17 protein-coding genes are annotated in these 26,445 nt (G+C 55.8%); 3 read left to right on the forward strand and 14 right to left on the reverse strand.

The window, feature by feature from the left end; genetic code table 11:
* Positions 1 to 488: 488 nt before the first annotated feature.
* A complete protein-coding gene (locus IDH45_RS26615; RefSeq protein WP_190931187.1) occupies positions 489 to 1,766 on the reverse strand; it encodes an ABC transporter substrate-binding protein in 1,278 nt (425 codons plus the stop codon).
* A gap of 132 nt (positions 1,767 to 1,898) precedes the next feature.
* Here IDH45_RS26615 and IDH45_RS26620 point away from each other — a divergent pair, with 132 nt between their 5' ends.
* On the forward strand, positions 1,899 to 2,705 hold the full coding sequence (locus IDH45_RS26620; protein WP_190931188.1) for an AraC family transcriptional regulator: 807 nt from the start codon (positions 1,899 to 1,901) through the stop codon (positions 2,703 to 2,705).
* A gap of 26 nt (positions 2,706 to 2,731) precedes the next feature.
* On the opposite strand, the gene IDH45_RS26625 is transcribed toward IDH45_RS26620, so the two are convergent.
* Both IDH45_RS26625 and IDH45_RS26630 read right to left on the reverse strand, forming a co-directional pair.
* Positions 2,732 to 4,282, reverse strand: a complete 1,551-nt coding sequence (locus IDH45_RS26625) for an FAD-dependent oxidoreductase (RefSeq protein WP_190931189.1) — start codon at positions 4,280 to 4,282, stop codon at positions 2,732 to 2,734.
* 180 nt (positions 4,283 to 4,462) lie between these two features.
* Positions 4,463 to 5,338, reverse strand: a complete 876-nt coding sequence (locus tag IDH45_RS26630) for an AraC family transcriptional regulator (protein ID WP_190931190.1) — start codon at positions 5,336 to 5,338, stop codon at positions 4,463 to 4,465.
* A gap of 307 nt (positions 5,339 to 5,645) precedes the next feature.
* Here IDH45_RS26630 and IDH45_RS26635 point away from each other — a divergent pair, with 307 nt between their 5' ends.
* Positions 5,646 to 7,631, forward strand: coding sequence for a beta-galactosidase trimerization domain-containing protein (locus IDH45_RS26635; protein WP_190931191.1), 1,986 nt, complete (start codon positions 5,646 to 5,648; stop codon positions 7,629 to 7,631).
* An 84-nt stretch (positions 7,632 to 7,715) separates the two neighbouring features.
* Here IDH45_RS26635 and IDH45_RS26640 read toward each other — a convergent pair whose 3' ends face one another.
* The 9 genes from IDH45_RS26640 to IDH45_RS26680 all read right to left on the reverse strand — a co-directional run bounded on the left by IDH45_RS26640 (position 7,716) and on the right by IDH45_RS26680 (position 20,957).
* Positions 7,716 to 8,540 (reverse strand): carbohydrate ABC transporter permease, encoded by an 825-nt coding sequence (locus IDH45_RS26640; protein ID WP_190931192.1) that lies wholly within the window; start codon positions 8,538 to 8,540, stop codon positions 7,716 to 7,718.
* Positions 8,537 to 9,490: a carbohydrate ABC transporter permease gene (locus IDH45_RS26645; RefSeq protein WP_223836988.1), complete on the reverse strand. Its 954-nt coding sequence runs from the start codon at positions 9,488 to 9,490 to the stop codon at positions 8,537 to 8,539. Before IDH45_RS26645 ends, IDH45_RS26640 begins: the two co-directional genes overlap by 4 nt.
* A 95-nt stretch (positions 9,491 to 9,585) precedes the next feature.
* Positions 9,586 to 10,860 carry an ABC transporter substrate-binding protein gene (locus IDH45_RS26650; protein WP_190931193.1) on the reverse strand — a complete coding sequence of 425 codons (1,275 nt, stop codon included), beginning with the start codon at positions 10,858 to 10,860 and terminating at the stop codon, positions 9,586 to 9,588.
* Between the two features lie 327 nt (positions 10,861 to 11,187).
* Positions 11,188 to 12,678: a response regulator gene (locus IDH45_RS26655; protein WP_190931194.1), complete on the reverse strand. Its 1,491-nt coding sequence runs from the start codon at positions 12,676 to 12,678 to the stop codon at positions 11,188 to 11,190.
* A complete protein-coding gene (locus tag IDH45_RS26660) occupies positions 12,675 to 14,513 on the reverse strand; it encodes a sensor histidine kinase (protein WP_190931195.1) in 1,839 nt (612 codons plus the stop codon). The genes IDH45_RS26655 and IDH45_RS26660 overlap by 4 nt, the downstream gene beginning before the upstream one ends.
* A gap of 314 nt (positions 14,514 to 14,827) precedes the next feature.
* Positions 14,828 to 16,621 carry a carbon starvation protein CstA gene (cstA, locus tag IDH45_RS26665; protein WP_190931196.1) on the reverse strand — a complete coding sequence of 598 codons (1,794 nt, stop codon included), beginning with the start codon at positions 16,619 to 16,621 and terminating at the stop codon, positions 14,828 to 14,830.
* A gap of 199 nt (positions 16,622 to 16,820) precedes the next feature.
* A complete protein-coding gene (locus tag IDH45_RS26670) occupies positions 16,821 to 17,576 on the reverse strand; it encodes a LytR/AlgR family response regulator transcription factor (RefSeq protein ID WP_190931197.1) in 756 nt (251 codons plus the stop codon).
* Positions 17,551 to 19,341: a sensor histidine kinase gene (locus tag IDH45_RS26675; RefSeq protein WP_190931198.1), complete on the reverse strand. Its 1,791-nt coding sequence runs from the start codon at positions 19,339 to 19,341 to the stop codon at positions 17,551 to 17,553. The genes IDH45_RS26670 and IDH45_RS26675 overlap by 26 nt, the downstream gene beginning before the upstream one ends.
* Positions 19,342 to 19,721: 380 nt before the next feature.
* Complete coding sequence (locus tag IDH45_RS26680) at positions 19,722 to 20,957, reverse strand: MFS transporter (RefSeq protein WP_190931199.1); 1,236 nt, start codon at positions 20,955 to 20,957, stop codon at positions 19,722 to 19,724.
* 370 nt (positions 20,958 to 21,327) lie between these two features.
* Here IDH45_RS26680 and IDH45_RS26685 point away from each other — a divergent pair, with 370 nt between their 5' ends.
* Entirely contained in the window at positions 21,328 to 22,614 is a 1,287-nt protein-coding gene (locus IDH45_RS26685) for a hypothetical protein (RefSeq protein ID WP_190931200.1), read from the forward strand.
* A gap of 58 nt (positions 22,615 to 22,672) precedes the next feature.
* On the opposite strand, the gene IDH45_RS26690 is transcribed toward IDH45_RS26685, so the two are convergent.
* Positions 22,673 to 24,568, reverse strand: a complete 1,896-nt coding sequence (locus IDH45_RS26690) for a glycosyl hydrolase family 28-related protein (protein WP_190931201.1) — start codon at positions 24,566 to 24,568, stop codon at positions 22,673 to 22,675.
* Between the two features lie 45 nt (positions 24,569 to 24,613).
* Positions 24,614 to 26,425, reverse strand: coding sequence for a glycosyl hydrolase family 28-related protein (locus IDH45_RS26695; protein WP_190931202.1), 1,812 nt, complete (start codon positions 26,423 to 26,425; stop codon positions 24,614 to 24,616).
* Positions 26,426 to 26,445 lie beyond the last annotated feature (20 nt).

The following is a 26,445-nucleotide window of genomic DNA, read 5'->3' on the forward strand; positions in this document are numbered from 1 at the left end:
CTCTCTTCCCTCTCCTTGTCTCTTCAAGGTAAATTCCTCTTTTAATTCCAGTTTCTTTACCTTTCACTTTTTTGTACCTAAGTAGTTACTCCAAACCGCTCTTACTTGGAGTTCTCTCCTCCCTGTGAGCGGGCAATGCACCGGCCCAGACACGGACAGCGGACAGACTCTTCCTCATAAGCGAGGAATGTGCCTCCCCAGCCAGCTAGAATCTTCCCCACGAGCAACGGTCTCCTGATGCAACGCGGGTTGACCACTTCGATGTGGCGCCGAGCACCGCGCGCTGGGAGCTTCGCGCGGTGCGGAATAGCATTCGTAAACGGCCAGTAAGCTCAGTCTCGCTGAAAGCTTACACCTGCTCGTTTCGCCATCCAAAAAACGGGAAAGCCGCCCCGCCAACAACGGCATTCCCGGTGCCCAGTTACCTCCTTCCCCGTCGCGATGCCTTGGGCCTGCCGCTCCTGCCATCGCTTCGGACCTAAGCGCCCTTACTTCATCTGCTCGGCGATTAGTTTGTTCGCCCGCTCTTCGGCGCTGCGCAAGGCGGTGTTGACGTCCGTTCCTTTCTGGGCGACTTCCGCCAAAGCCGCGGCCAGCTCGGTTCGGACGATACCGTCGTATCTTGTGACGCGGACTGGCTTGGCGATCACTTCCTTAAATACCGCGTTCGTATAGTTTTTGCCTTGTAAGAACGGCAGATCGGCTCCGAACTGCTGAACGACGCTTTCGCTCTTGACGATCGGCACCCGGCCCTGACGGGCGTTCCACGTCTGCATCTCGTCGGACATCAGGTAGACGATTACTTGAAAGGCTTCGTCCCGGTGCGGGCTCGCCGGCGGGATCAAATAAAACGGCGCGTTCAGTTGGGAGCCGCTGCTCTCGTTAGTCGGAAACTTCGGCATCGTCGCCGCATCCCAATCGAGACCCGATTCGATAGCCGCGGGCAGCAGATCGAGCGGGTTCGGACCGGTGCGCATCGCCATCGTTTTGTTTTTGAAGAACGCGTTGTCGGCGTTCCCCTCGAGCGAGTTGTTCGGGATTTTATAAAACGAGGTCATCGCGCCCAGCCATTTTTGCCAGCCGTCGTGCGACAGCGCCGATTTGTTCGTCTGCGGATCGACGAACGGCAGACCGAACTGGTTTTTGTAGACAGGGTTCGCGCCGCTGTAGCTGAATCCTTTGTACGCCACCCCGTTCTCCGTCCGCGACGTTTTGCGGATCAGCTCGGTCACTTCGTCCCAAGTAACGCCGTCCTTCGGGTACGCGACGCCGAACTTGTCGAAGATGCTCTTGTTGTACAGAAGCACGCTGTTGTTCAGCTCGTACGGCATGACGAGAATTTCGCCTTTCTCGGAATACCCCTTCACCGCATCCAGTACGCCCGGAGCGAGCCGGTTCAGATCGAAGCCGTGCTTGCTCACCAGATCCGACATATCGGAGACGAGCTTCAGCTCCATCACTTTAAACAGCTGCCCCATTGTAAACGCTGCCAAATCAAGCTTTGTGCCAGCGGCGATCGTGTCGTCGATCGTCGTCCCGGTGCCGTGAAGAATCATATGAATCGTGATATGGGGATATTTTTGCTCAATTTTGGCCTTCAACTGGTTGGTCAAACTTTCCGAGAACCCGTTATAGAAAAAATTCAGCGTGACTGGTTCTTGCTTCGCCGCAGGCTGCTCCGGCTTGTTGTCCGTCTGACCGCAGGCGGACAACGTCAAAGCGGCGGCCATCACGGCCATTCCCCATGTTCGGTACCAAGTCTTCATTTTCGTTCCCCCTTGTCATCATCGTCGCAGGCCCAGCGGCATTCTCGGCCGCTTAGGAATCATCTTGCCCGCTGCTTTCCTCTGTCTGTATACTGGAGACGAACAGCAACGCGTCGAATGGAGGTACCATCGATGGAATATGCGGTCACCCTCAGCGATCACCAATATTTAAAAGACAAGCGCGAATTCATGCTGCGCTGCGCCGCCAACCCCGCCTGGACATTAATGGCCGTCGAGCACGGCCGGTTCGAGTACCGGATTCAGGGCGCCCGCGGCGAAGCGGGTACCGGCGACATTGTCGTTTGCCCGCCCTATCTTGATTTCCATCGGAAAACGCTTACACCTTTGACGTTTCATTATATCAAATGCAATTGGACCGCGCCGAACGCCAATCGGCATCTCGAATTGCAGGACCGGCTGCACGACTTGTTCGCCTACAAGGTGACCATCGGCGATTCGGATCGGCTGCGGAGCAATTATTCCTGCCTCCAGGAAGCGGCAGGACGGTTAAGCGAGCCCGAGAGGGCGTGGAAAAACCATCTGGTGAACGACCTGTGGCTTCAGATCGAGCGCGAATCGAACCGGCTGTCCCGCATTAGCGGCATCCGGGACAAGCTGATGCTGGAAGCGAAGGAATGGCTGGAGCTCCATTTGGACAAGGAAAGCTCGATCGCCGACGCAGCCTCCCGGTTTCATCTGCATCCGGTCCATTTCGCCCGCCGGTTCCGCAGTTGCTTCGGAGTGACGCCTTCCCGCTACGTAACGGAATGCCGCATCGAGAAGGCGAAGAGACTGCTTTGCCAATCCGACTACACGATCGATCATATCGCCCAGCTGTGCGGCTACGACAACGGTTTTTACTTCAGCCGCATCTTCACGAAGGAGACCGGCACGAATCCGTCGGAATACCGGAAGCGGCACGCACCGCGCTATCCCTGAATCTCCGCCGCCCACTCATGCCCGCATTACGGATGCAGCAGCTGTCCGTCTGCGATCAGCCGGTCGCGAAGCGCCGCGTACTCGACCTCTTGTACGCTTGTTCCTTTCTCGAGCGCCAGTACTGCCGCCGCTGCGGCCGACTGGCCGAGGATCAGGAACACCGGCTCCAGCCGCAGCGATCCGTAAGCGATATGGGAGGCGGACAAGCATACCGGAACGAGCAGATTCGTGCATTCGTCGCCTCTGGGTACGATCGCCCGATACGGGATCGGGTAAGGACCCGCGGTCGGGGTCTCGACATTGCCTTCGTTCACGCAGCAGCCGTCCAGCACGATCCGGCGGCAGTTGTGCGAGTCCATCTTGTAGGAAGCGATCCCGATCGAGTCCGGCTCGCTTACATAATGGCGGCAATGATTCTCGGTAATGACGAGATCCGATACCATCCGTCGGCCTTCGCGGACATAGAGCTGATGCGGCCAGTTCGCCGTCCCGGTGAATTCGTCGGCCGGAAGCCCCCACTGGCTCATTTCCTGGCGTATCGCGGCGGGAACCCGCTCGTCATAGCTTAAGTAATACAGCATCCCCATGTTGTACCGGACATGGTCCTGAAAGATCATCTCCCTCGCCGCGTAATCGCCGCCGGGCCATCCGTGGTTGGCGCCGATAAGGTCCGTACTCACAGCTCCCCGGTTGTTCAGGTCGGTTTTGCCGTTCTGAAGCATCAGATTGAGCTGCATCGCATCCCATACGCCGGCCTGCAAATAACGCCGGAGCAGCTCGAATCGGTCCGGGTCGTAGCCCGGCGGCTCCGGGAACGGAAGCCGGTTGTCCGGTACGTTCGTCAGGCAGATGCGGAAGTTGTAGGCCTGAACGGAACGATCCCCTTGCCCCTGAACGCCCGGAGCTTCGTCCGATACACCCGGCAGCAGGCCGCTGTCCGGCTTGCCCGGGACGGCATACGGATCGATCCACGCGTTAAACCGGTGGTTCGGCGAGCCGAACTGGATGCCGTTTAACGTCTCCTTGTAGAGGGCGTTCGCTTCCCGGCCGATCGTATACGATACGCCCGCTTTTGCCATCAGATCGCCTTCATATGTGGCGTCGATGAACATAGCCGCGCGGATGACGCAACCGTTCTCCATGCGAAGCCCCGTTATCCGTTCCGCCACCTTCATGACCTGCTGCAGATGCTGCCGGTACATGACGTGCACCCCGGCCTCGTCCACCCATCGCCCGAAAATCTCTTCGGCGGCGCTAGGCTCCAGCAGAAAAGCCGCTCCGTCTTCCTCCTCGCCGCCATACTTCCGGCCGATTTCCCGGTAAAATTGCCGGGCGAGCCCGCCGATCGTCCGCTTGATGCCGAAATCCGTCTTGCCCAGACCGCTGGCGGTCACTCCGCCCAATCGGTCACCCGCCTCGGCGATGACGGCTGTAAGCCCCATTCGCGAAGCCTGCACCGCTGCCGCTATCCCTGCGGGCGTCGCTCCGTACACGCACAAATCGGCGGTTACCGTCTCGGGCATCGCCTCTCCGCGATCCGGCTTGTAATAGTACAGTTTGCTAAAATCCGCTGCCATCGTTTCCGTGCAGCCCCCTCTCTAGCCGCTATCGTCAAGCTCCTCCCCACTATACATCCGCTCCCGGCGGCAACCCATGCATTTTTCAAATCGTCCTATGCACTTTTCCAACATCAAGAGCCGCCGGGAGACCCGGCGGCTCTTGATGGCATTTTTACCATATTAGGCACGAATAAAGGGTCAGCTGTAGCCCAACCGCTTTTTCCGGTACGCCGCCGGCGACATCCCGGTCTCTTTGCGGAACATCCGGCAAAAATAGTTCGGATCGGGCATGCAGACCGCTTCGGCGATCTGCTTCACGGTCAGCTCCGCCCGCTGCTCCAGCAGCCTGCAAGCTTTGCCGATCCGGATATGGCGCAAATATTCGAGCGGGCTCATCCCGGTGTGGCGCTTCAAACAACGCGTGATGTAATCCGGGTTGTAGTGAAACTCGCGCGCCAGCTGCGAAGCCTCGTAAGGAACGTCCTCGTACCGTCTCAGGAAAGCCGCCACCGCTGCGGCCAGCTTGCCGGAACGGCTCTCCGAGCCGGAGGAGCGGATCAGCTCCTGCAGCTTGGCCAGCAGACGGACATAGTGCAGTTGAAGCTGCAGCACGTTATCCACATTCAGTCGGTTGTGCAGCCGGTCCATCTCGGTTAAGATCGCCCATACTTCCTCCATCTCCAGCACTCCGTACTTGGGCATATAGATCGGCCGGCTCGGAGGAGCCGGGTCGAGATCCGTTCCTTTGCGCAGCACGAGCGACCAGGGGATGTCGGAGGCGGGCAAGCGGTTTTGTGCAGATTCATGCTGAATATGAAGCCAGAACAGCTCCGTATCCTCTTCGCATTCCCGATACCCGACATGCGTGTGCCCCGGCTCCAGCATCAGCATCTGCCCGGTGCCGATCGCATATTCCGTCCCTTCCTCCGCCATATACAAGCAGCCGGTTTTTACAAACAACACGTCATAAAGCCCGAATTGCCGCGAGAAATGCCGCATCCCGGTCCGCCATACCGCATGTCCCACGGTCACGAGCTGGGGCAGCGGCGACACGCTCCACTCCAGACACTCCATCTGTCCGCCTCTCCTTATCCGAAACTTTAGACTGCGGGGCAATCGTTCGTCCGTCCACAGCCGATAGCTCTATCGTACCCGATCCGGTCCGTCTGCGGAAGTCGAAATTGTGCTAGTTTTGGTCGGCTGTGTCCCTGTTTCACGCTCCGGTTCGGAGGTACACTGGTACCAGCAGGGGTACGATCGCATCCGGCGGCCGTTCGGACAGGTTGCCCGTTCATACAGGGGCCGTCCGGCAGGCCTGCCTTCACCTTAGATGCACAACAGAACGATCCTAACTCCGATTATGCCCAGGAGGGTTGTCCACATGAGATTTCGTCAGGTGCATCTCGATTTCCATACGTCCGAAGCGATCGCCGGCATCGGCACCCGCTTCTCGAAACAGCAGTTCCAGGACATGCTGAAGCTCGGCCATGTCGATTCGATCACTGTGTTCTCCAAATGTCATCACGGCTGGGCCTATCATCCATCCAAGGCGAACCGGATGCACCCGCAGCTATCGTTCGATTTGCTGGGCGCGCAGATCGAAGCCGCCCATGAAATCGGGGTAAAAACGCCCGTTTATTTATCGGCGGGCCTTGACGAGAAGACGGCTCGCGAGCGGCCGGAATGGCTGTCCCGCAGACGCAACGAGCAGACCAACTGGGCGCCCGACTTTTTGTCGCCGGGCTACCATACGTTGTGCATGAACAGTCCGTACCTCGATGTGCTGGTCGAGCAGATCGAAGAAGTGGTCCGGAACTATGACGCAGACGGCATCTTCCTCGACATCGTCGGGGTGAAGGAATGTTACTGCCACTCCTGTATCCGCACGGCCCGCGAGCGGGGCATCGATCCCCGGGTGAAGACGGATATGATGCCGATCTGGGAAGAAACGTACGCCCGCTATACGGAACGGACCAATGAGGCGGCGCAAAAGCATAAACCCGGCATGCCGGTGTTCCACAACGGCGGGCATATCCCGCAAGGCAGACGCGATCTGGCGAAGCGCAATACCCACCTGGAGCTGGAATCGCTGCCGACGGGCGGATGGGGATACGACCATTTCCCGCTGTCGGCCCGTTACGTACAAGGACTCGGGATGCCTTATCTCGGGATGACCGGGAAGTTCCATACGACCTGGGGCGAATTCGGCGGCTACAAACATCCGAATGCGCTCCGCTACGAGACCGCGCTCAGCCTGGCGAACGGCGCGCGCTGCTCGATCGGCGACCAGCTCCATCCGGACGGTCTCATGGATGAAGCGACGTACCGGCTGATCGGAGCCGCCTACCGGGAAGTGGAGGCGAAGGAAGCCTGGTGCGAAGCCGTCTCCAACGTGGCGGACATCGCACTGCTGACGACCGAGGCGGCCGACTGCAAAGCGGAAGGCGAGGGCCGGTGCCCGAAGGCCGACCAAGGCGCGGTACGGATGCTGCTCGAAGGAAACTGGCTGTTCGACGTCGTTGACCCCGAGTCGGACTGGAACGATTACCCCGTCCTCATCCTTCCGGACCGGATTCGGCTGAATGCGCCGCTGGAAGCGAAATTGTTCGATTATTTGAACCAGGGCGGACGCGTGCTTGCTACCGGCCGTTCGGGCTTGCGCGAAGACGGCAGCGGCTTCGCGATCGATCTCGGCGCCAGTTGGATCAGCACGGCCCCGTACCGTCCCGACTATTGGGTGCCGAAGCTGGCGCTTCCAGGCGGATCGGCCGCACCAGAAGGCACCGCTTACGTCATGTACAGCGAAGGCCAGCAGATCACGGCAGCAGGCGGGGGCACCGTGCTGGGAGAGCGCCACAATCCGTATTTCAACCGCGACGCCTTCGCCTTTTGCTCGCACCAGCATACGCCGAACGGCAAGCTCAGCGGCGGACCCGGCATGACGGAAGGATCGGCCGGCATCTATATCGCCTGGGACGTATTCGAGGATTATGCGGCGAAGGGCAGCCTGTTTTTGCGCGACACCGTATCTGCCGCGTTAAGCCGTCTGCTTGGCGGTAAAGCGACGTTGACGACTACGCTCCCTGCCCAAGGCGTAACGACGGTGCAGCGGCAGGACGGGCACGGCCGTCTCGTGCACCATCTGCTGTACGCATCGCCGGTGAGGCGCGGAGAGAAAATCGAGATTATCGAAGATATCGTGCCATTGTACAACATCTCCTGCTCGCTGCGTACGGGACGCCCGGTGAAGAACGTATACTTGGCTCCGCAGATGGAGAACGTGCCGTATACCGAACAAGATGGCGTGATCTCGTACACCGTCCCCAAGCTGGATTGCCACCAGATGGTCGTGGTCGAGCTCATCTAAAAAATAAAAACGACCCGGTTCGGCCAATCGCTTGGCCGCGGGTCGTTTTCATGTTCCTACACATAATGGCTCGAGTGCCGACGTTTATTTCAGAGCCCCTTCCGCCAGACCTCCGATAATGTACCGCTGCGTAAATCCGTACAGCACGAGGATCGGCAGCATGGTCAGGAAAAATCCGGCGAACGCCAAATTGTAGTCGAAGCTGTATTCGCTTTTGAAATTATAGATGAACAGCGGCAGCGTCCAGAAATCCGGGTGCCGGTTCAACATAATGAGCGGAAGCTGGAAATCGTTCCATATCCACAGGCTGTTCAGAATCAGTACGGTAGCGACAATCGGCAGCATCATCGGGTATACGATCCGCACGAACGTTTGCCACACGCCGCAGCCGTCGATTTTGGACGCCTGGTCGAGCTCGATCGGAACGTTTTTCAAAAATCCGACGCACAAAAACATCCCCTGCGCAAACGAAAGCGTCACGTACATCAGGATGAGGCCGGTCTGATCCAGCAGCTGCAAATTGCTCATATGCCGGTAGATCGGCAGCATGACAGCCTGAAACGGAACGAATATTCCGGACAATATAAGAAAGTACAACGCTTTGTAGTACGTCTTGTTCATATTGCGCGAGATGGCGTATGACAGCATCGGAATCAGCAGCAGCATCAGCAGCACCGAAATCGCAGTGATCGATACCGAGTTTTGCAAATAAGTGCCGAAATTCGCCTTCTGAATCACTTGCCGGAAATTCCCCAAGTAAAAGCCGGAAGGCAGCGAGAAAAAGCTGGCGGTCGACTCGGCCTGCGTCTTCATCGCAATGACGATCGTCAAATACATCGGAAACATAATAAAAAGCGAACCGACCGACAGCACCACATACCGCAAAAAACGAAGCGTTCCCTTCTTCATTGCTGGCCCGCCTCCTTCCGGTTCAAAAACTTGAATTGGACAAAGGAAATCAGCGCGATCAGCAAAAAGACATAGATCGCTTCAGCCGTTCCATAACCGAACTTCATCTCGCTGAGTCCGTGCTTGTAGATCAGAAACCCGATCGACTCGGTCGCCTGCGCCGGGCCTCCGTCCGTCATCGCGACGATTGTATCGAATACGGTAAGCCCGCCCTTTATCGCCAGCACCAGATTCACATTAAGCATCGGGATCAGAAACGGCAGCGTAACCGAGAAGAAACGCTGCACCGGCGAAGCTCCGTCAATGGTGGCCGCCTCCCGCAAATCTTTTGGCACGCTGGCCAGACCGGCGATAAAAATAACCATCGGAACGGCAAAGCCCTGCCAGACGTTGGTCAGCACGATCCCGAATATCGCCGTATCCTTGCTCCCCAATATGTTCTTGGACAGCCATTCCAAACCTAGCGACTCGCCGATCGGCGGCAGCACGGAGAAAAAGATCTGGTTGAAAATAAGACCGACCGTAATCATGCTCAAGACGGCTGGAAAAAAGAATATCGACCGGAACAAGCCGCGAAGCTTCAGCGGCCCTGTCAGCAAAAGCGCAAGAGCAAGCGCAAGGCCAAGCTTCAGGACGACAACGAGTCCCGTGTACACAAACGTAAATTTCAAGGAATGGAGGAACCGGCTGTCACCGAGCAGCTCGATATAGTTGCTCAGCCCGATAAACCGGTACGATTTGGAAAAGCCGTTCCAATCGGTCAAGCTGTAGTAAATCCCCATTGCTACCGGGAAAACGAAAAACAGCACATACAGGACGAGTGCCGGAACGGTGAGCAGAAAAAAGATTGATCCCGCCTTCATTCCGGCAAAGGGCATCTTCCTCCGGGCCTTGGTCCCGGTCGAACGAATCGCCTCCATCATCCACCTCCGGATATTGATATAGTCCAACGGGCACAACAAACCCCCTCCAGCTGCGGACTTGGACCGGCAACCCGGCTTCCGAAGGATCGAGGGGGCCTTAACAACGGCTGTTGTAGCACCGTTTACTTCTTATTCAGCTTGTTATAGAAAATCGAGTCCAGCTTTTGCAAATACGCGTCGATGTCTCCCGTCGCGAACAGCTCCTGGGTAGCCTTGCCGACGTCTGCGTTCACTCCCGCCGGCCATAAACGTTCGATCGTCGGATACACTTTGCCTGCCTCGATCAGGCTGTTCAAAGTCGTCAATTCCTTCACACCGTTATTAACGCCTTTGATCGCCGCCGGGTAACCTCCGAAGTCGACGTAACGCTGCACCGATTCCTTGGACACCATAAATTCGACGAATTTCCTCGCCTCTTCCTTATGCTTGCCGTTCGCCGGCAGGCCGATCGCGGTGTCGACGGACACTTGCGTTTTGGCGTTTTCCGCTTTCTCCGGCGGCATCGGGAACATTGCAAATTCGAGGTTCGGGTTCGCCTGCTTGATCGACTTGATGGCCCAAATGCCGGTAAACCACATCGCCGACTTACCGTTTGCGAATTCGCGAAGCGCATCGTCGTATCCGGTACCGAGCGCATCTTTTTGCGAATACTTCCGCATTTCGTAGAGCTTTTGGGCGAACGGCTTCATATCCGCGCGGTCGGTGATATGCGCTTTGCCCATCATGACGTCGTCCAGAAATGATTCGATGTTCGGCAGCATCAGACCCATTTTGAAGACGACCTCCTGCCGGATGCCGTTCCAGTCCTTGTCGTGGAAATAAAAAGGCGTAATGCCGGCGGCTTTGATCGTCTCCGCCGTTTTGATCAGTTCGTCGTACGTTTGCGGAATTTTCAAACCGAGATCGTTAAATACTTTCGTGTTGTAATATACGCCAAGCGTTGCCAGCGCTACGGGAACTACATAGTTCTTCCCGTCGATTTTGCTGAGCTCGACGATCGCGGGCTGAACGTTGGCAAGCAGCGGATCGCTGGTCAAATCCACGACGCTGCCTTCCTTGGACATTTGCTGAAAGACCGCGTTATGCGGGTAATGGGTAAACACCTGCGGTGCGTCGTTCGTAGACACGCGCATCGTCCAAACGTTCTCCGGATTCGGAACGTTGTTTTGTTCGACGGTAATGTTCGGATATTTCTCCTGAAACGTCTTGATCAGCTGATTGTCGATATCGACGGCATCCGCTTTCATTTGGAAAAACTCAAGCTTGACCTTCTCGGACCCTCCCGACTTGGTAGCTCCCTCCTGTTCGCCGCTGCCGCTGCCGCCCGAGCAGCCCGTAACGACGGCGAGCAGAGAAGCGAGTGCGGCTGCCGTCCACTTCTGATGCGATGTTTTCATTGCCTTTGACCCCTTCCTCCTCGTGTTCGTCTGACAAGTTCAGTATAGAGTAATGCGTTATGGGCCAATAGGATAGAAGTGACTGGGTGAATATAAGAAAAACGACTATTCGATGTAAAGCACGGAAGAACGACCGCGATTTAACTGTAGTTTTTCTTGGTAAGGAATCTCTCCTTTCCCTTGTTATTCCCGGGAACCGCTGGGATTCCTTAGCGTTAAGAAAAACGACTATTCGATGTAAAGCACGGAAGAACGACCGCGATTTAACTGTAGTTTTTCTTGGTAAGGAATCTCTCCTTTCCTTGCTCGAAGCTCGAATGCCTCCCCTTACGTCACAGGCTGCTTTCTCGTTTGCCCCGGCGTCTCGCCGTACACCTTCTTGTACATCTGGATGAAGTAGGAGTAATCGTTGAAGCCTACCGAAGACGCCACTTCGGATACCGGAAGCGAACCGTCGCTTTCCAGCATCGTCTTCGCCTTGCTCATGCGAAGCGACAATACATACTGCGAGAAGCGGACTCCGGTTTTTTTCTTGAATATTCGGCTCAAATAAGTCGGATCGGTAAAAAATACGTTTCTCGCGATCTGCTCCAGCACGATATCGTCCCGGTAATGCTGTTCGACATAACTGATCAATCGATCGCCCAAATCGTTTTTTGTCATCGACAGCTTCCATTTGGCCGCCGCCTTTTCCACCGAGTCGCCGAGCAGATCCGCCGCTTCGTCGGCACTGCCGAATCCGTGCCAATCGGGAGTGTCCATGAACGAATCGGTCCGCTCACCGTTGCCGCTTGCGAGTTCGTTCAGCAGATTGACGACGCGGGTCGTCCGGTCCGCAATTTCCAGCAACAGCCGGGGAGGAAATTCGCGGTCTACGATTTGCCGGATTGTCTGGCGGACCAGCTTGCCGGCCTCATCGCCGGCGCCTCTGCAGGCTTTGCGGTATAAGGAGGACTGCCACTCGTCCAGCTCGGTATGACTGAAGCCGCTTACTGCCGCTGGCTCCTGGGGAGCGTATACGACAAGTCTCCTGTCGCACACAAACCGGTGCAGCAGCGCCTCCCTGGCTTCCCGGTACGCCGATCCAAGCTCGCCGGGGTCGGCCCGGCGCCGGCTCAAACCGACATCAATCCTGACTCCGGCCTGGTCAGAAAGACGGTGAACCAGACCGGCGAGCAGACGGACGCCTGCGTCCTCCCAGCCGCCGTCTGGCGATGACGGAATTTGCAGGTGAAGCACGATCAGATTCCCGTAACGTCTCGAGTGGGTCGCGACCGCCCGAATGCCGCTTTCGCGAAGTTTCCCGATCAGCAGCCGTTTGATGCAATCCCTCTCCCCAGCTTCGAATCGAACGACCGCAAGCGTATAACTTCCGGACAAGTCCGCCGGCGCGTCTTCGTTATCGTACAAGCTGGAGGCAAATTGACTTTCCAGCCTTTTCTCCGAAAGGGTAAGCGCTTTATCCCTAACTTGCTCGAGCAATTCCAACAGTTCCGCCTTGTCGACCGGCTTCAGCAAATATCGCTCCACCTTGTACCGAATGGCCTGCTGCGCATAATTAAAATCATCGAACCCGCTTATAATGACATTGATCGTATCCGGATAGCTTAGATACAAGCGTGCAGCCAGCTCGATTCCGTCCAGCAGCGGCATCCGGATATCGGACAGCACGAGATCGGCCGGACGCTCGCTCAACAGGCTCCATGCCTGCAAGCCGTCCTCCGCTTCCATTACTTCCGCCTCGGGATTCCAGTTTCGTATCGTTTGCACAAGCGCCTTGCGGGCAAAATATTCGTCATCGACGACCATGATGTTCATCGCATGCCATCTCCTTTCACAGCGGGAATCGCCATCTCGATGCAGGTGCCTCCCTCAGGCCGCTGTGACGCCCTAATCCAATATTCCGGACCGTAGTAGTGTTTAATTCTCCCATGTATATTTTGCAGCCCCAAGTGCGGACTCGGATTGTCGGTCTGCGGCGCCCCGGGCTCGGCGAACATGCCGTTCAGTTCCTCCAGCTTGTCGTTATCCATCCCGACACCATCGTCCTCGATCCGGATCTCGACGAACTGCCCCTTCAGCTCCATGGACAGCATGAGCAGGCCTCTTCCCCCTTTTGGCTCAAGACCATGGTAAAACGAGTTTTCCACCAGCGGCTGGAGCAGAAATTTGAGTATCTTATACGGGTACAACTCCTCCGAAATCGAATAGCGGACCTCGAATTTTCCGAAAAACCGGATCTGCTGAATCGTAATGTAGTTGCGGATCTGTTCCAGCTCCTGTCCGATCTCCACCCTATCGCCCGCTTTAATATTGTACCGGTACATGCTCGACAGGCTCCTCGATACGGCTGCGATTTCCTCCGAGCCTTGAAGCTCCGCAATGGAATGAATCGTGTTTAACGTATTGTACAAAAAATGCGGATTGATCTGCGCCTGCATCATATTCAGCTCGGCCCGCTTCTGCAGCTGTCCGGACAGCAGCTCCTTCTCCCGGCTTTCCTTCAGGCGGGCGATCATATCCTTGTAGCTGCCGATCAGCCGTCCGATCTCGTCATTGCGTTTCGTCTCGAGCGTTACCAAATCCCAGTTGTCGGAATCGACGAGCTTGATTGCCCGATTCAGCTTGTTGATCGGGCGAATAAACCGTTTGGTCATCCAGACGCTCAGCAGAAAAGCGGCCAGCAGACATGCAAGACTGAGCAGCATATAATTACCCGTGTTTACCAAAAACGACCGGTCGATAACTTGAGCCGGAATGTACTGAATAATTTTCCAATTCGTCTGTTCGTTCACGACCATGCTGAACATATACCGCTGCTCCCCTCTGCCTAGATCGGCTTTCATGGAGATCCCCGCAGAGTTCGCGTCACGCTCCAGCAAAGCGGCGATACCGGTCATCTGCCGGTAGTCCCGGTTGTCCCCCGCTTCATGCGAGTGGTAAATCACCTGATCGCCCGCGACGACGATCGTTCCCGGTTCGTAGAAGCGGCTTGAGCTCCGATCGGAAGCGCTCCCCAAAATATTGATGATCGACTTGAAATTGATGTCGACCTTAATGAAGCTGTTCGATTTGCGGTCGGCATTCAGATCGGTCAACGTTCGGAGCGCGGATACGAACTGATCTTCGTTTTTTACGGTGCTGCTCTTGTAAGGAGCCGATACCAGAATTTTGCCGCCGACGGTCTCCCTGTCGCCAAACAACGCACTGACCTGACCGATATCCGGCACTCTCGCGTTTGTGCTGTTGTAAATCATACCGTTCGGAGCAAGCAGCGTAATCGCCGAAATGTTTCCGTTCATAAGCACGAATTGATCCATCGCATGCTGGACGTACAGATAATCGTCCAAATATTCTTTGCCGGTCTGTGATTCGTTTTTATTCATAATCGCTTGCAGCTTCGTATCGGTTAAATAAAAAAACGTATTTCTCGACACGGTCGATACAAAATCGCTCAGGATAACGTTAGTCCGGCTGTTCAGCTGACGCAGCACGTTTTCGTAATTGCTCCGTGTCTGGTAATACAAATTGACCCCGTACAGCAACAGCGCCGACAAGACGGGCACGGTCAAGATCAGGATGTAAGACCACAGCAACTTGCTCTGGAACGATACCGGTTTTGATTGTTTATCGGATTTGAAAAAACTGGTCAATCCATCCCCGCCCTCTTGTCAACTTGCGCCGATTATTATGCAAGATCCGCCGCGGCCGTTTACGCACAATCAATGATCGGGCAGCCAGAACCTCTCCCTATTCTATCTTCGCCTTCTGCCGCGGACAATACCTCTATGAAATCTTAACGTTTCGGGAGAGTCTGCGTCAGCCTTGCGGACAACTTGCAGCCTTTCCGTTTCTGCGCACTAAAAAAAGCCGTCCCTTCGGACGGCAGAGGCGAAACCCTGTCGTCAAGAGACAGCCTTTCATGTTTTAGTTGACAGTTGCAGCCGGTTCCGTTTGGTTTCGCCTCTTATGCCGCTTTCGCTTGCAACCTCGCCCGCGGATTGTTCCACAGCTCGATCCACTTTTTGATCGCCGCGATCATAATGATGATGCCCAGCACGAGCATGATGACGGACAGTGAGGCGTTCAGAATGCTATAACCGGAGACGGCTTTGTTCAGATAGACGTTTTTAACCATCCAGAAGCCGGCATAATTGACTGTAACGAACAAGTAGGCAAGCGGGATGAGACAGGTCAGCATGTACCAGCGTTTGTCCGCGATTTTCAGAATGACCGTCGCCCCGACGATCAGTCCGATCGAGGCCATCAGCTGATTCGATACGCCGAACAGCGCCCATACCGAACCGATATCGCCCGACGTAAGCAGGTAACCCCACATGAAGCAGGCAAGCGCGCTCGCGAATATCGCGCCAGGCACCCAATCGACGCGCTTCAGCGGCTTGTACACTTCGCCGAAGAAGTCCTGGATCAAGTAACGCGCCACGCGGGTTCCGGCATCGATCGCCGTCAGGATGAACACCGCTTCGAACATAATGACGAACTGGAAGAAATACGATGACAAATGGCTGAACCAAGGGATTTTCGTGAAAATGTACGTCATGCCGACCGCCAGGGTAACCGCTCCCCCCGTCCGGCCTTCGAGGTTCAGCCCGATTTTCTCAGCCAGCTCCGGCAGATGGACGACATCCATACCAAGCGTCGCGAATACTTTAGGCGTCGAGTTGATCGCAAAGTAGTCGGCCGGCTGCAAAGCGGTCGCCGCGATCAGCGCCATAATCCCGACCAGACATTCGACCAGCATCGCGCCGAATCCGACCACCTTGATGTCGCTCCAGCGGTTGATCATCTTCGGCGTCGTACCGGAGCCGACGAACGCATGGAAGCCGGATATCGCGCCGCAGGCGATCGTGATCGAGATAAACGGCCAGACCGGACCGGGGAGGATTGGACCGCCGCCGCCAACAAATTCCGTGAACGCCGGGAAGTTGATGGACGGGTTAATAATGAATACGCCGATAATCAGAGCGATGAATACCCCGATCTTCATAAAGCTACTCAAGTAATCCCGCGGTGCGAGTAGCAGCCAGACCGGAAGCGCCGCCGCAAAAAACGCATAAATCGGCAAAATGTAGCCAAGCGTCTTCGAATCGAGCGTCAAGAGATCTCCGAGAGCCGTACCTTGAATGGACGGACCTGCGAATACGCCGACCATAAGCAGGATGAAGCCGAGCGTGGAAGCGACCTTCAGGTTGCCCGTCTTTTTGTACAGCAGCCCGACGCCCATCGCGATCGGAATCGTAATCGCTACCGCGAACGTGCCCCACGGGTTGTTCTCCAAGGCGTGCAGCACGACCATGGACAATCCCGCCATCGTAATCGTGATGATGAACAGCATCGCCAGTCCGGTGCAAAATCCGGCGACCGGCCCGAGCTCTTCCTTGGCCACTTCGGAAAGCGATTTGCCCTGCTTGCGCATCGAGGCAAACAAGACGACCATATCGTGGACGGCGCCGCCGATCACCGCTCCAATCAGCAGCCAGAGCAGTCCCGGCAAGTAGCCGAACTGCGCCGCCAATATTGGGCCGACGAGCGGTCCCGCCGCGGCAATCGCGGCAAAATGGTGACCGAACGTCACCCATTTGTTCGTAGGGACATAATCTTTTCCGTCGTTCATCGCATGAGCCGGCGTCTGATTGGCGTCATTTAACTTCAGCACCTTGGCCGCCATAAACGTTCCATACAACCGGTACGCAATCATCAGTATACAGATCGAGCCAATGACGATTGTAATCGCATTCATTGTCGTGCTGCACCCCTTCTCTCGTTTGTAACCCGATTATAAAACTTGAAAACGCGCGATGGCCGTTTTCAGGTTAAGTTGCAGGAGAGGGAAGGCGAGTTGCACAGATGACTGGTTGAAATGCATGATCCGGCATTTGAACGACATCGCTCAGAGTGTACGTTCGATGCAACACGATTTAACGTGGAGAGCCTAATATTCAAAAGTTCAGAAGCTGCTTGATCTCTTTCATAAACGTCCGGCTGACGGGAATCGAATTGCCGTTGCGCACAATCAGCGTACAGGTCGAGTTAAACCAGGGCTGAATCTCGATGACGTTGTCCAGATTGACCAGATACGCGCGGTGCACCCGGACGACCTTGGAATGCTGCAGCTTGCGCTCCAGTGCGATCAGCGCGTCGTTCACCCGGTATTGGCGATCCTCGGTCACGATGCTTGTCTTGCCATCCTCGAAGCAGATATAGAGAATTTTATCGATCGGGATCAGCATGATCCGGTCGTCGACTGAGATCGGCAGACGCTCGATCCGCCCCGGCGGCTTGCCGGACGGACCGGATGCGGTACCCGGCGGCTGGTGCTCCTTGCGCTCCAGCCGTCTGGCGATTTTGGTCACCGCCGTCTCGATCCGGCTTTCCTCAAAAGGCTTCAGCACATAATCGCTTGCCTCCAGCTCGAACGCCTGCAGCGCATATTCGTCATACGCCGTGGCGAATACGATCTCGGGCCGCTGCCCGCCCGTTCCTTCGACCAGCCGTTTCGCAACGTCCAGGCCGCTCTCTCCCTCGAGCTGAATATCAAGGAAGACGACGTCCGGCTCCAGCTCCCGGACCCGTTCGATCGCTTGTTCCAGCCGGTCGGCTTCGCCTACCACTTCCACCAATCCGGTCCGCCGCAGCAAATAAGCCAGCTCGCCTCGCGCCAGCGGTTCATCATCTACGATCAAAGCTTTCAACATGCGTCTCCCCCCAGTGCGAGTGATGAATCGGCAACCGGATCGTTACCTTCGTGCCGGCTCCCGGCTTGCTCTCGATGCGAAAATCTCCTTCCGCCCCGTATAACTCATCGATCCGTTTGCAGATATTATATAAAGCGGTGCCGGTCCCTTCCAGCGATTCGACGGTCCGGCTGCCCAGCGCCGCAAGCAGCTCGCCGGGAATGCCTCTCCCGTTATCCTCGGTGACGAGCACCATTTTGTCCTGCTCGCGATACGCGCGGAGCATGATCTGGCTCCTCCCCGGCTCGGCGTGAGCCGGGAATGCGTATTTCAGCGCATTTTCCACCAGCGGCTGCAGCGTAAAGGGCGGAATGCCGATCTCTTCGAGCGCCGGATCGATTTCCATGCGCATCGAATATTTATCCGGAAACCGGGCTTGTTCGAGACTGAGGTACGCTCTTACGTGCTCCAGCTCTTTGTACAGCGGGACGACCGTCTGGCGCGCCCCTTGCAGATTGCTGCGGAAAAATACGCTGAGCTGCTGCAGCAGCGTTCTCGCCTTCTCCGGGTCCATCCGGCACAGAGCGGATATCGTATTGAACGCATTAAACAGAAAATGGGGATGAACCTGGGCTTGAAGCGCTTTAATCTCGGCGTCCTTGAGCAGTCTGCGCTGTCTCTCCGCCTCCGCCAGCTCGAGCTGCGTGGAGAACAGCCTGCTTAACCCTTCGGCCAGTTCCTCCTCGGCTTGATCGAGCCGGCTGGGCTTTTTGTAATACAGCTTCAGTGTGCCGACGGTCCGCTCGAGCACTTTCAACGGCAGGACGATGGCGGCTTGCAGCACGCAATCCGGCTTGCTGCACTGAATCTGCTCGCGGGTCACGGCCTTGCCCGCGCTCCCCTCCTCCAGCACTTGCCTCGTCAGCTGTGTCGATATAGGTTGCAGCGCCACATGATGGTCCGCCCCTGCCCCGATATGGGCCAATACATGATGCCGGTCCGTGATCGAGATCGCATCGGCATGGGTCTGTTTCCTAATAATCTCGGCCGCCTCCCGGCATGAATGCGGATTAAGTCCCTGACGGAAAAAAGGAAGCGTCTGGTCCGCGATCGTAAACGCCAGCTGCGTCTGGTGCGCGCGGGTTCTCGTCTCTTCCCGGATGATCGACTGAATGATCAGCATGAACAGCAACGTGCCGAATCCGTTAATGAAAATCATCGGGACGGCGATGACTTCCACAAGTGCTGCCGCCGCCTCGAAAGGCCGCGCCACCAGCAGAATTGTAGCCATCTGCGTACATTCCATCAGCAGCCCGATGACGACGGCACGCCATAACGCGCCGGACTCCCGCAAGCGGATTCGTTTGCCGAGATACCCGGTAGCGATCCCTGCGAGTATGCTCGACATGCCGCACGCCACTGCCGTAAACCCGCCGAGCGTAAACCGGTGCAGACCGGCAATAAGACCGACACCCGTTCCAACGACGGGACCGCCGATCAGGCCGCCGATAACAACGCCCATTATGCGCGTATTTGCGATCGCACCATCCGTTTCGATCCACGTCTGCCAGGCTTGCGAGGCAATCAGGCTACCGCCCCGGATCTCCACGCCGGTATAATTGCTAATAACGCCAAAAGCTCCGAAGATGACAATAAGCCGGATTTTATCCGTGACGCCGTCTTCGTGGTTGACAATGTTACGGAACGATTTCAGGCGCGAGAGCAGGATGGCCACAATCAGCAAGATGCCTACCCGCTCCAGCATCAGGGGGAGCAAGCTAATCATGCTTTCTCACCTTCCCTATAATAAGGTTGACGTGTCTATAAGTGCGAGTTCAAAAAGTCCGGTTTTCAGCACTGAGAAGATGGGATGAAGCTAGGAAATGAGGAGCGGAGCGTAGTGAAAGCTTTTGTGAGCACCGGAAGTTCCGGCTGAATTCCATATTCGATGTCGAGCAGGCTTCCTGATCGGCTTCGTGATCAAAAGTGGACTTTTTGAACAACCTCTATAAAAGTTCTATTATTATACCCCACCTTTCCTGCTATCAACAGATCCGCTCGATCGAAACCGCTGGCCCGCCGCGTTCGGCGGCCAACAACATACAAATAGCCCGAAGCGCGCCGATCCGGGGACCGGCATTCGCTCTCAGGGCATGGGAAAACGGGTTATAAGGAAGCAGGCTCTTCTCTTCCTGCTCTATTTCCGGCAGACTGGCCAGATTGTTCCTCCGGGGCCGGCATTGCTTTTTTGGCCCGGTATTCGAAGTAAGGCACCGCGCACAAGCACAATAAGGAGATCGCGATCAAGCCGACGAAAATCGGCCCCCGAAGACTTTCGACCGACAGCACGATCAGCAGCGTCGCGATCCGCGTTACGCAGATAAGTGTTTCTCTCCATACCAGCAGTCCCGCCTGACCGGATTTGGAATAAGGCTTGATCAGCTTGAACTGCATCGTATTCCACGCCGCCCCGAAGCAAAACATGCCCACCGCCGTCAGCAGATTCGAAACGATCAGCACCGGCTTGACCGGCACGAGCACGATCAGAAAGCCGCACGCAAGCAGCAGACAGCCGGCCCCCAGCAGCGTATGGTCCTGAAGGCGCAGCTTCCGGTAAGCGAGCAGTCCGAGCAGCGTGGCGAGCGTGTACAAGGCGTTCAGCCCCGCGATCCAGAACTTGTTCTCCGTCACGCTGAAGGTGAAGATCAGCAGAAACAGCTGCTGGAATTGAAGAAACACGCCAGCCGCCAAATTCGAAGCGGAAAACCAGCGTAAGCTCGGATTGCCCGATACGACACTGCGATACCAGCCCAACACGGACGGTCTGACCTCCCGGATTTCCGCTCGAAGCGAAATTTTCGGCATCGCAAACGAGAACAGCAGCATCACCACAAGAAATACAAGCATCAACACAAACGTGCTGGAATATCCGAAATAATGAATCGCGATCGCCGACAGCAGCGGAACCGCCAAGGTCACAACCTGCTGAATGCTTCCCGCCGCCGTAAAATAGTGACCCAGCTCCGCGCTGCTGCCGCTCATCGAGACGCTCAAGTTTTGCGCCGCGCTGAAAAATCCATACATAATACCAACAGGTATGCCTATGCACGCTATCCAAACCAGCCGGTTGTCCAGCTCGACAAAGGAAAGCAGCGCAAAAGCGGTCCCGCCCGAGGCGGCCGAGATCCCCAGCAGCACCCGGATCGTGAACCGGGACAACAAATGCGCCGCGGCGGCAAATGCGAACGCCCAAGTGAAAAACATCAGCAGATTAAACCAGGCCACATCGAAAATAAGCCGGTGCTTCTCCCAAATAAACAAATTGACGAATATCCCCACATACACAAAAATCGTATAGCTCATCATGTTCATGACGAGCCATTTTTTCAATGCGCCTGACATCGCTGCTCCTCTTTCCGATCGTACTAAAGCGCTCCCGACCGAACACGCTTTCCTGCGCGGGTTCTCGGCTCCCGGGAGTCCTCATCCAGTATACTATCGAAGCCGATGTTTGACATCGGGGCGGCGGCTGCAGGCGGATCTAAATTCGCGCGCGCATATATGCGGGCCGTCCCCTTGTGTCGGCATATCGGGTGAAGGCAGCACGTGGCCGAAATGCGGCCCGAACTCCCGGCTTTCATCGATTCCTCCGGTACTACGGTTGCCTTTTCCGGTACTTTTATTACTACTTGGGCGGGAGGGCCGCTTGGGCGACAGGAATCGGAGCGGCGGCGCGGAATACATGTTCCAACGAACCGAAGGAGGCTGTACGATGAGCGGAATTCATATTCATCCGCACGATATTTTGGACGAAGGCCCGTCTGCGATTATGGAGCGGGTTGGGCGGATGGACGGGGTCCGGTATTTGCTGCCCGAGATGAACACCATATTCGAGCGCAATCCGTATCCGTCGGGCGTGCTCCCGCATAATCCGGTCCATCCGGTCGTGATGGGGACAGGGACGTTCCACACCCCGCTGCGTACGCGCGAATTGCATCCGCGGCTGTATCAGAAGGAAGATGCAACGCTCTCGGAAGGAGCCGATTCGCTGGCGGTTTTGCTGGAAGCGGTTAAAGGAACTTCGTATGAGGTCGTGCCATGGGTCAATTTGCTGAACGGTCATTTTAAAGGAGATGTGGAAGCGAACGGGGTTTTCGACTTCCGCGGACGTCCGGTTGACCATTGGCTGTGCCCGAACGGTCCCGATGTCGTCGGCATGTGGACTGAGGTGCTGGCGGCCACGAGTGAACGATACGGCTGCACGACGTTTTTGCTTGACCGGATTCGTTACCCCGATTGGGCCGGCAAAACGGTCAACCCCAGCGGCATCTTCAGTTGCTTCTGCGACCGGTGCCGCGCCAAAATGGACGATCAAGGCATTAATACCGATCTGCTGCAGCTGGATATGGTGCTGATCGCTTCGCTGCTGTCGGCCAAGCAGTTCGATCAGGCAGTTGATGTGATGACGACATCCGAAAGCATGCAGGCCTGGGTGCGGTTTAAACAGGACAACGTTTCCGAGTTTATCGAAAAGCTGACCGCTTCTCTGGCGGAGCGCAATCCGTCCATCGTCTGCTGGCTCGATTTGTGGCCGCCATCTTATGCCTGGCTGCTCGGCCAGGACTATGCCAGGCTGACCCGGGTATCCCCGGCGCTCAAACATTTCCCGTATCACAAATTGGGAGGAGGCGCAGACGTCCAGGGATTGATCCGCTATTTCGCCTCGACCCCGGAGGAGCAGGAACACGCATTTCGCGCGTTTCAACGGCTGTTCGGCATGAGCTATCCGATAACATACGAGCAGTTTGTCCGCCAAGGCTTCCCGATCGAATTCGTCAGCGTCGAAAATGACAAGGTCCGCCGCCAGTCGCAGCCGGGCACCTATATTTTCAGCGGCATCCAGATGTGGAATCTGTCCACCGAGGAGCTTACCCAAGCGATCGGGGAAGCCCGCCGCAGCGCCGCGGACGATTTGCTGTATTATTGCTACGGCTGGGCCGGCGAGGAATTGTTCGACGCGGCCGGCAGTTGCAAAGCCGGGGAAAACGAAGGCGGTTAACGGAAGTCAACCGCTCGTTTGCTCCGGCTTATATCGAGGACGCGAGCCGGTTGCGCGCTTAAGCCATCAACCCTTCGGCGCGCAACTTGGCAAGCAGGGCGTTAAAATCGGCCCTCAAAGCACTAATGTCCGCAGCCTGGGAATCCGGCTGGGCGGCCAATCTCCCCAGCTTTCTCCAGCCTGTATTCGTTCCGTCCCCGGATTCCTTCACATACACCGAATAACCCGGGCCTCCGTCCGTCCGACGATAGATGCTGCCTCTGTCCGCGGTAACGGCTCCCTCGGGATTACCCGCGCCTGCATAGTCACCGGCCGTTTTGTTTTGCGGGTAAATCGGCTCTTCCGCGACCAGTTTCCGGAACAAGTGAGTTCCCTGATAATATTTCCTGTACGCGCCGCCGGCAGTCAGCAGCAGATTACCTTGAACCGTCCCCGTGCCCTGATCCTCCGTCTGGACTCCGGATGTGGCCCATCCCCCGTGCTGATCGGCATTTTTGGCCAAGTTGTTCTCAACGAAGGTGCCTCCGGCCGCCGAGCCGATCTTCATATCGTAAAATGGGAACACTTCCACAAACCAGTTATCGACGATCCGATTGAAGGTGCCCGAATCGATTCGTACGGCGCATCCCGGCTGGAAGTTAGGAGCGGTAGCGGCGAACCGGTTGCCGTCCAGCAGACATCCGCTGCCGGAAGCAATCACTACGTCATATTGGGCCTGCCTTTCGAAATAACCTTTGCTCACATGCGTATCGTTGGAGCTTTCCAAATAAACGCCAATCGTATTAATCTCGACATGACACTGATGGATGCGGACCGAAGTCGTATTTTTGCAATGAATGCCGTACACGGAATTGTTGTCGATCGACGAACGTTCGATCCAATGGACATTGGCCGCTCCGGGATTGACACCCTCGATCCGGATGCCGGTTCCTTGCTTCTCGATCCGGGAACGGACGATTTGACCGAAATACCCGTCTGCGGCATATTGGTTGCGATGGATGTGGATACCGGTACCCGTAGATTTTTCTCCGTAAGGCGAAGTGATCCAGACATCAACTATGCTCAAATGATTTGGATTGCTAACCTTAAGGGCAGTCCCTGTGGAGTTGTGGGGCATCTGAATTTGCATACCTTCGAAATGAACATTGTACAACCGGGTAATATCCGGCTTCGTTTCAAAGACGTGATCACTGACAGAAGTGGTTTTAATAATCGTTCTTCCTTTGCCTGCTCCGCGTATCCGTATCCCCCCGGTTGCAATCAAGAGCGGCTCGCTGATCGTATACGCCCGTCCCGCGAACACAAGCTCTGCGCGTCCCGGGAGAGCTGCGATCGCGCGCTTGATCCGCCCCGTGTCGTCGCTCTCCGACTCGAGAGCCTGGAACGAATCCACATAAACCGCCGAGCCCGCGACGACTTCCAGACGCTCTTCCAGATCAGACAAGCTGGTTGCGGCATACGAGCCAGAAGTAAAGAGTACACGATCCCCGACGAAAAGCACGGCGGACGTGTTCGTCAGCGCCCCGGCTGTATGATAAGTCCCGGGGGAGAAGCGGATTTCCCTTACGCCGATTCCGGCAGCCGTATCGATCGCTTGCTGAATGGCCGCGGTATCGTCGGTCGTCCCGTCCCCGGTCGCGCCGAAATCTGAAACGTCGATCGCCTCGCGAAGCTTATCCCCTACGGTCCGCTCCGGCAGTCCGTCCGAATAACGGTAGGCCACTTCGTCGGCTTTGACCGATTTCTTCTTATTTGAGCCGTTCCCGTATACGGCGGCATAAACGTCCCCACCGCCGCCAAGCGGAGAGGAGAGCCCTGCCATCAATCCTCCCGAAACCACAGCCGCACCGGCCCCTCCGATCGCGGCAAGCATCTTTCTGCGGGAAAACTCCCTTGAATCAGCGCGGCATTCATCTTGACAGCTGTTGTCGTTTTTTGCTGAACTGTTCTCCATCTCGATTTCCTCCTTCGTTGACGTTAGCCATAGGGAGATTGTGCACTATGCTCTAAACAAAAACCATTCGTACGTAATCGAACTTCTCGGACCTGGGGCAGCTTGAAGATGAACTGTAAATCCGGTTGCCGCCTTACCGCTCGGTGCCAGTGGAATGTAAGCTCCGCTTGCAGGCGATCCCGACACACTGCGGACAGTTAACAAAATACGAAAGTTTGCATCAGGCTCCACGTTGGCAAATGACACGGTTTGACTTGTATCCGACTCTAAAATCGTTACACTGCCGCCGAGATTATTGGCGTTGGACGCCGTACCGGAAATGCCCCGCACATCTTGAAAGAAGTTTGAGAAAATGGCTCTCGGGAACTTTGTTGCAACGGCCCGAAACACGTTCGCATAGGCATAGTTAGAATCGCTGCTGGCATTTTGGGATTCGATGCCTGTGTTCGTATTTGCAATCGTATTGGCAGAAGCGTTGTTCCCGATCGCGGAAGATTCGAAGTAAATACCGCGAGAATTAGCTATGCTTTTACCGTCTATCATATTTGCGCCGATCGTATTGTTTTGCGAGCCTTCAACCAACACACCTGTTTTGTAAGCTATGGATGGATTGTTTCCTGTCAAAATAACCGTATTCCCGGTGACTGTATTTTTGACAGACGCGGCATCCTGCAGCCATACACCGATGTCCGATTTGAACGTGTTACCTGAGATATTGCAGTTGACTGAACCGTATGGACGGCACCCCGCCGTATACCCTTCCAGGAAGTTACCCGTTGCGACAACTTCATCCCCGGTGTTAATATCGATTCCCCAACCGCCGTAATACCCTGTTTCGTTCTTGACCGAAATGTTGCCCGTAACGGTATGACGTTTGCTGTTTCCATTAATACCAACAAAAGCGTCATTGATATTCAGGTGTCTTCCACCTCTGATCACGACATCAAAGGAAGGAGTTGCGCTTCCGGAATTATAAAAGTTGGTCAAGCTATACACCTGAGCACCTGCACCTAATTTCGCAGGATTTTTGGCTGCATTCCAGTTGGTAACAAGATGATTCGCATCAGCTTCTGCATAGTGGCCCACTTGTGTACCGAACGTGTAGCAATCTTCAATTAATGCGTTTGAATGTCCGTCATGCACATACACATGACTGTTCAGAAACTTTTCAAAGCCTACACGCGACACTCTGAAACCTTTGCCTGCAGCCGCCCCTTGCGTGCCAACTCCTATTTTGTTGTAACCGATGTAGTCCGCTCCACCAGACGGTTTGACGTAATCCGAACCGGATAGATGGCAATCTTCAATGGCTGCGTTATCCTTGAGGTAAACCAATATATGATTCCCGTGTCTGCCTCCTGTTCCTGATATGAACTTTGTCGCAGAACCGGCGCCGTGTAAGATTACGTTTGCTTTAACATTGATATATTGATCGCCGCCGATCAAGTACGTTCCAGGCGGTGCGTATACAACGCCGCCTCCGGCTGCGGTACAAGCATCAATCGCGGCTTGAATCGCCGTGCCGTCATCCGTCACCCCGTCACCTTTCGCGCCGAAGGACTTTACATTTAGCGCTATATCCGCCAACTGCGCGGCATTTTCATTGATTGCGCTTACCAAACTGGACTTTGCCCTTGTTTGCAGGTCCGTTAGTTCGCCGCTACTATCGTGGGGATTCCCGGCAGCATGAATCGTTTGAACCAACCCGCCGGAAGCGACGGCTGCACCGGCTATGCCAAGCGACGCCATAAGCGCTCTGCGGCTTATCTTTTTACCGTCCTGAACCTGCTCCTCTCCTTGCATCCTATGCCGGTTCTGATCCACCGGGTTTACGGATTCCCTATCTTGACAACGCATCAACAGCCCTCCTCAAAACT

Source organism: Paenibacillus oceani, assembly GCF_014705615.1.
Lineage (GTDB): Bacteria > Bacillota > Bacilli > Paenibacillales > NBRC-103111 > Paenibacillus_AB > Paenibacillus_AB oceani.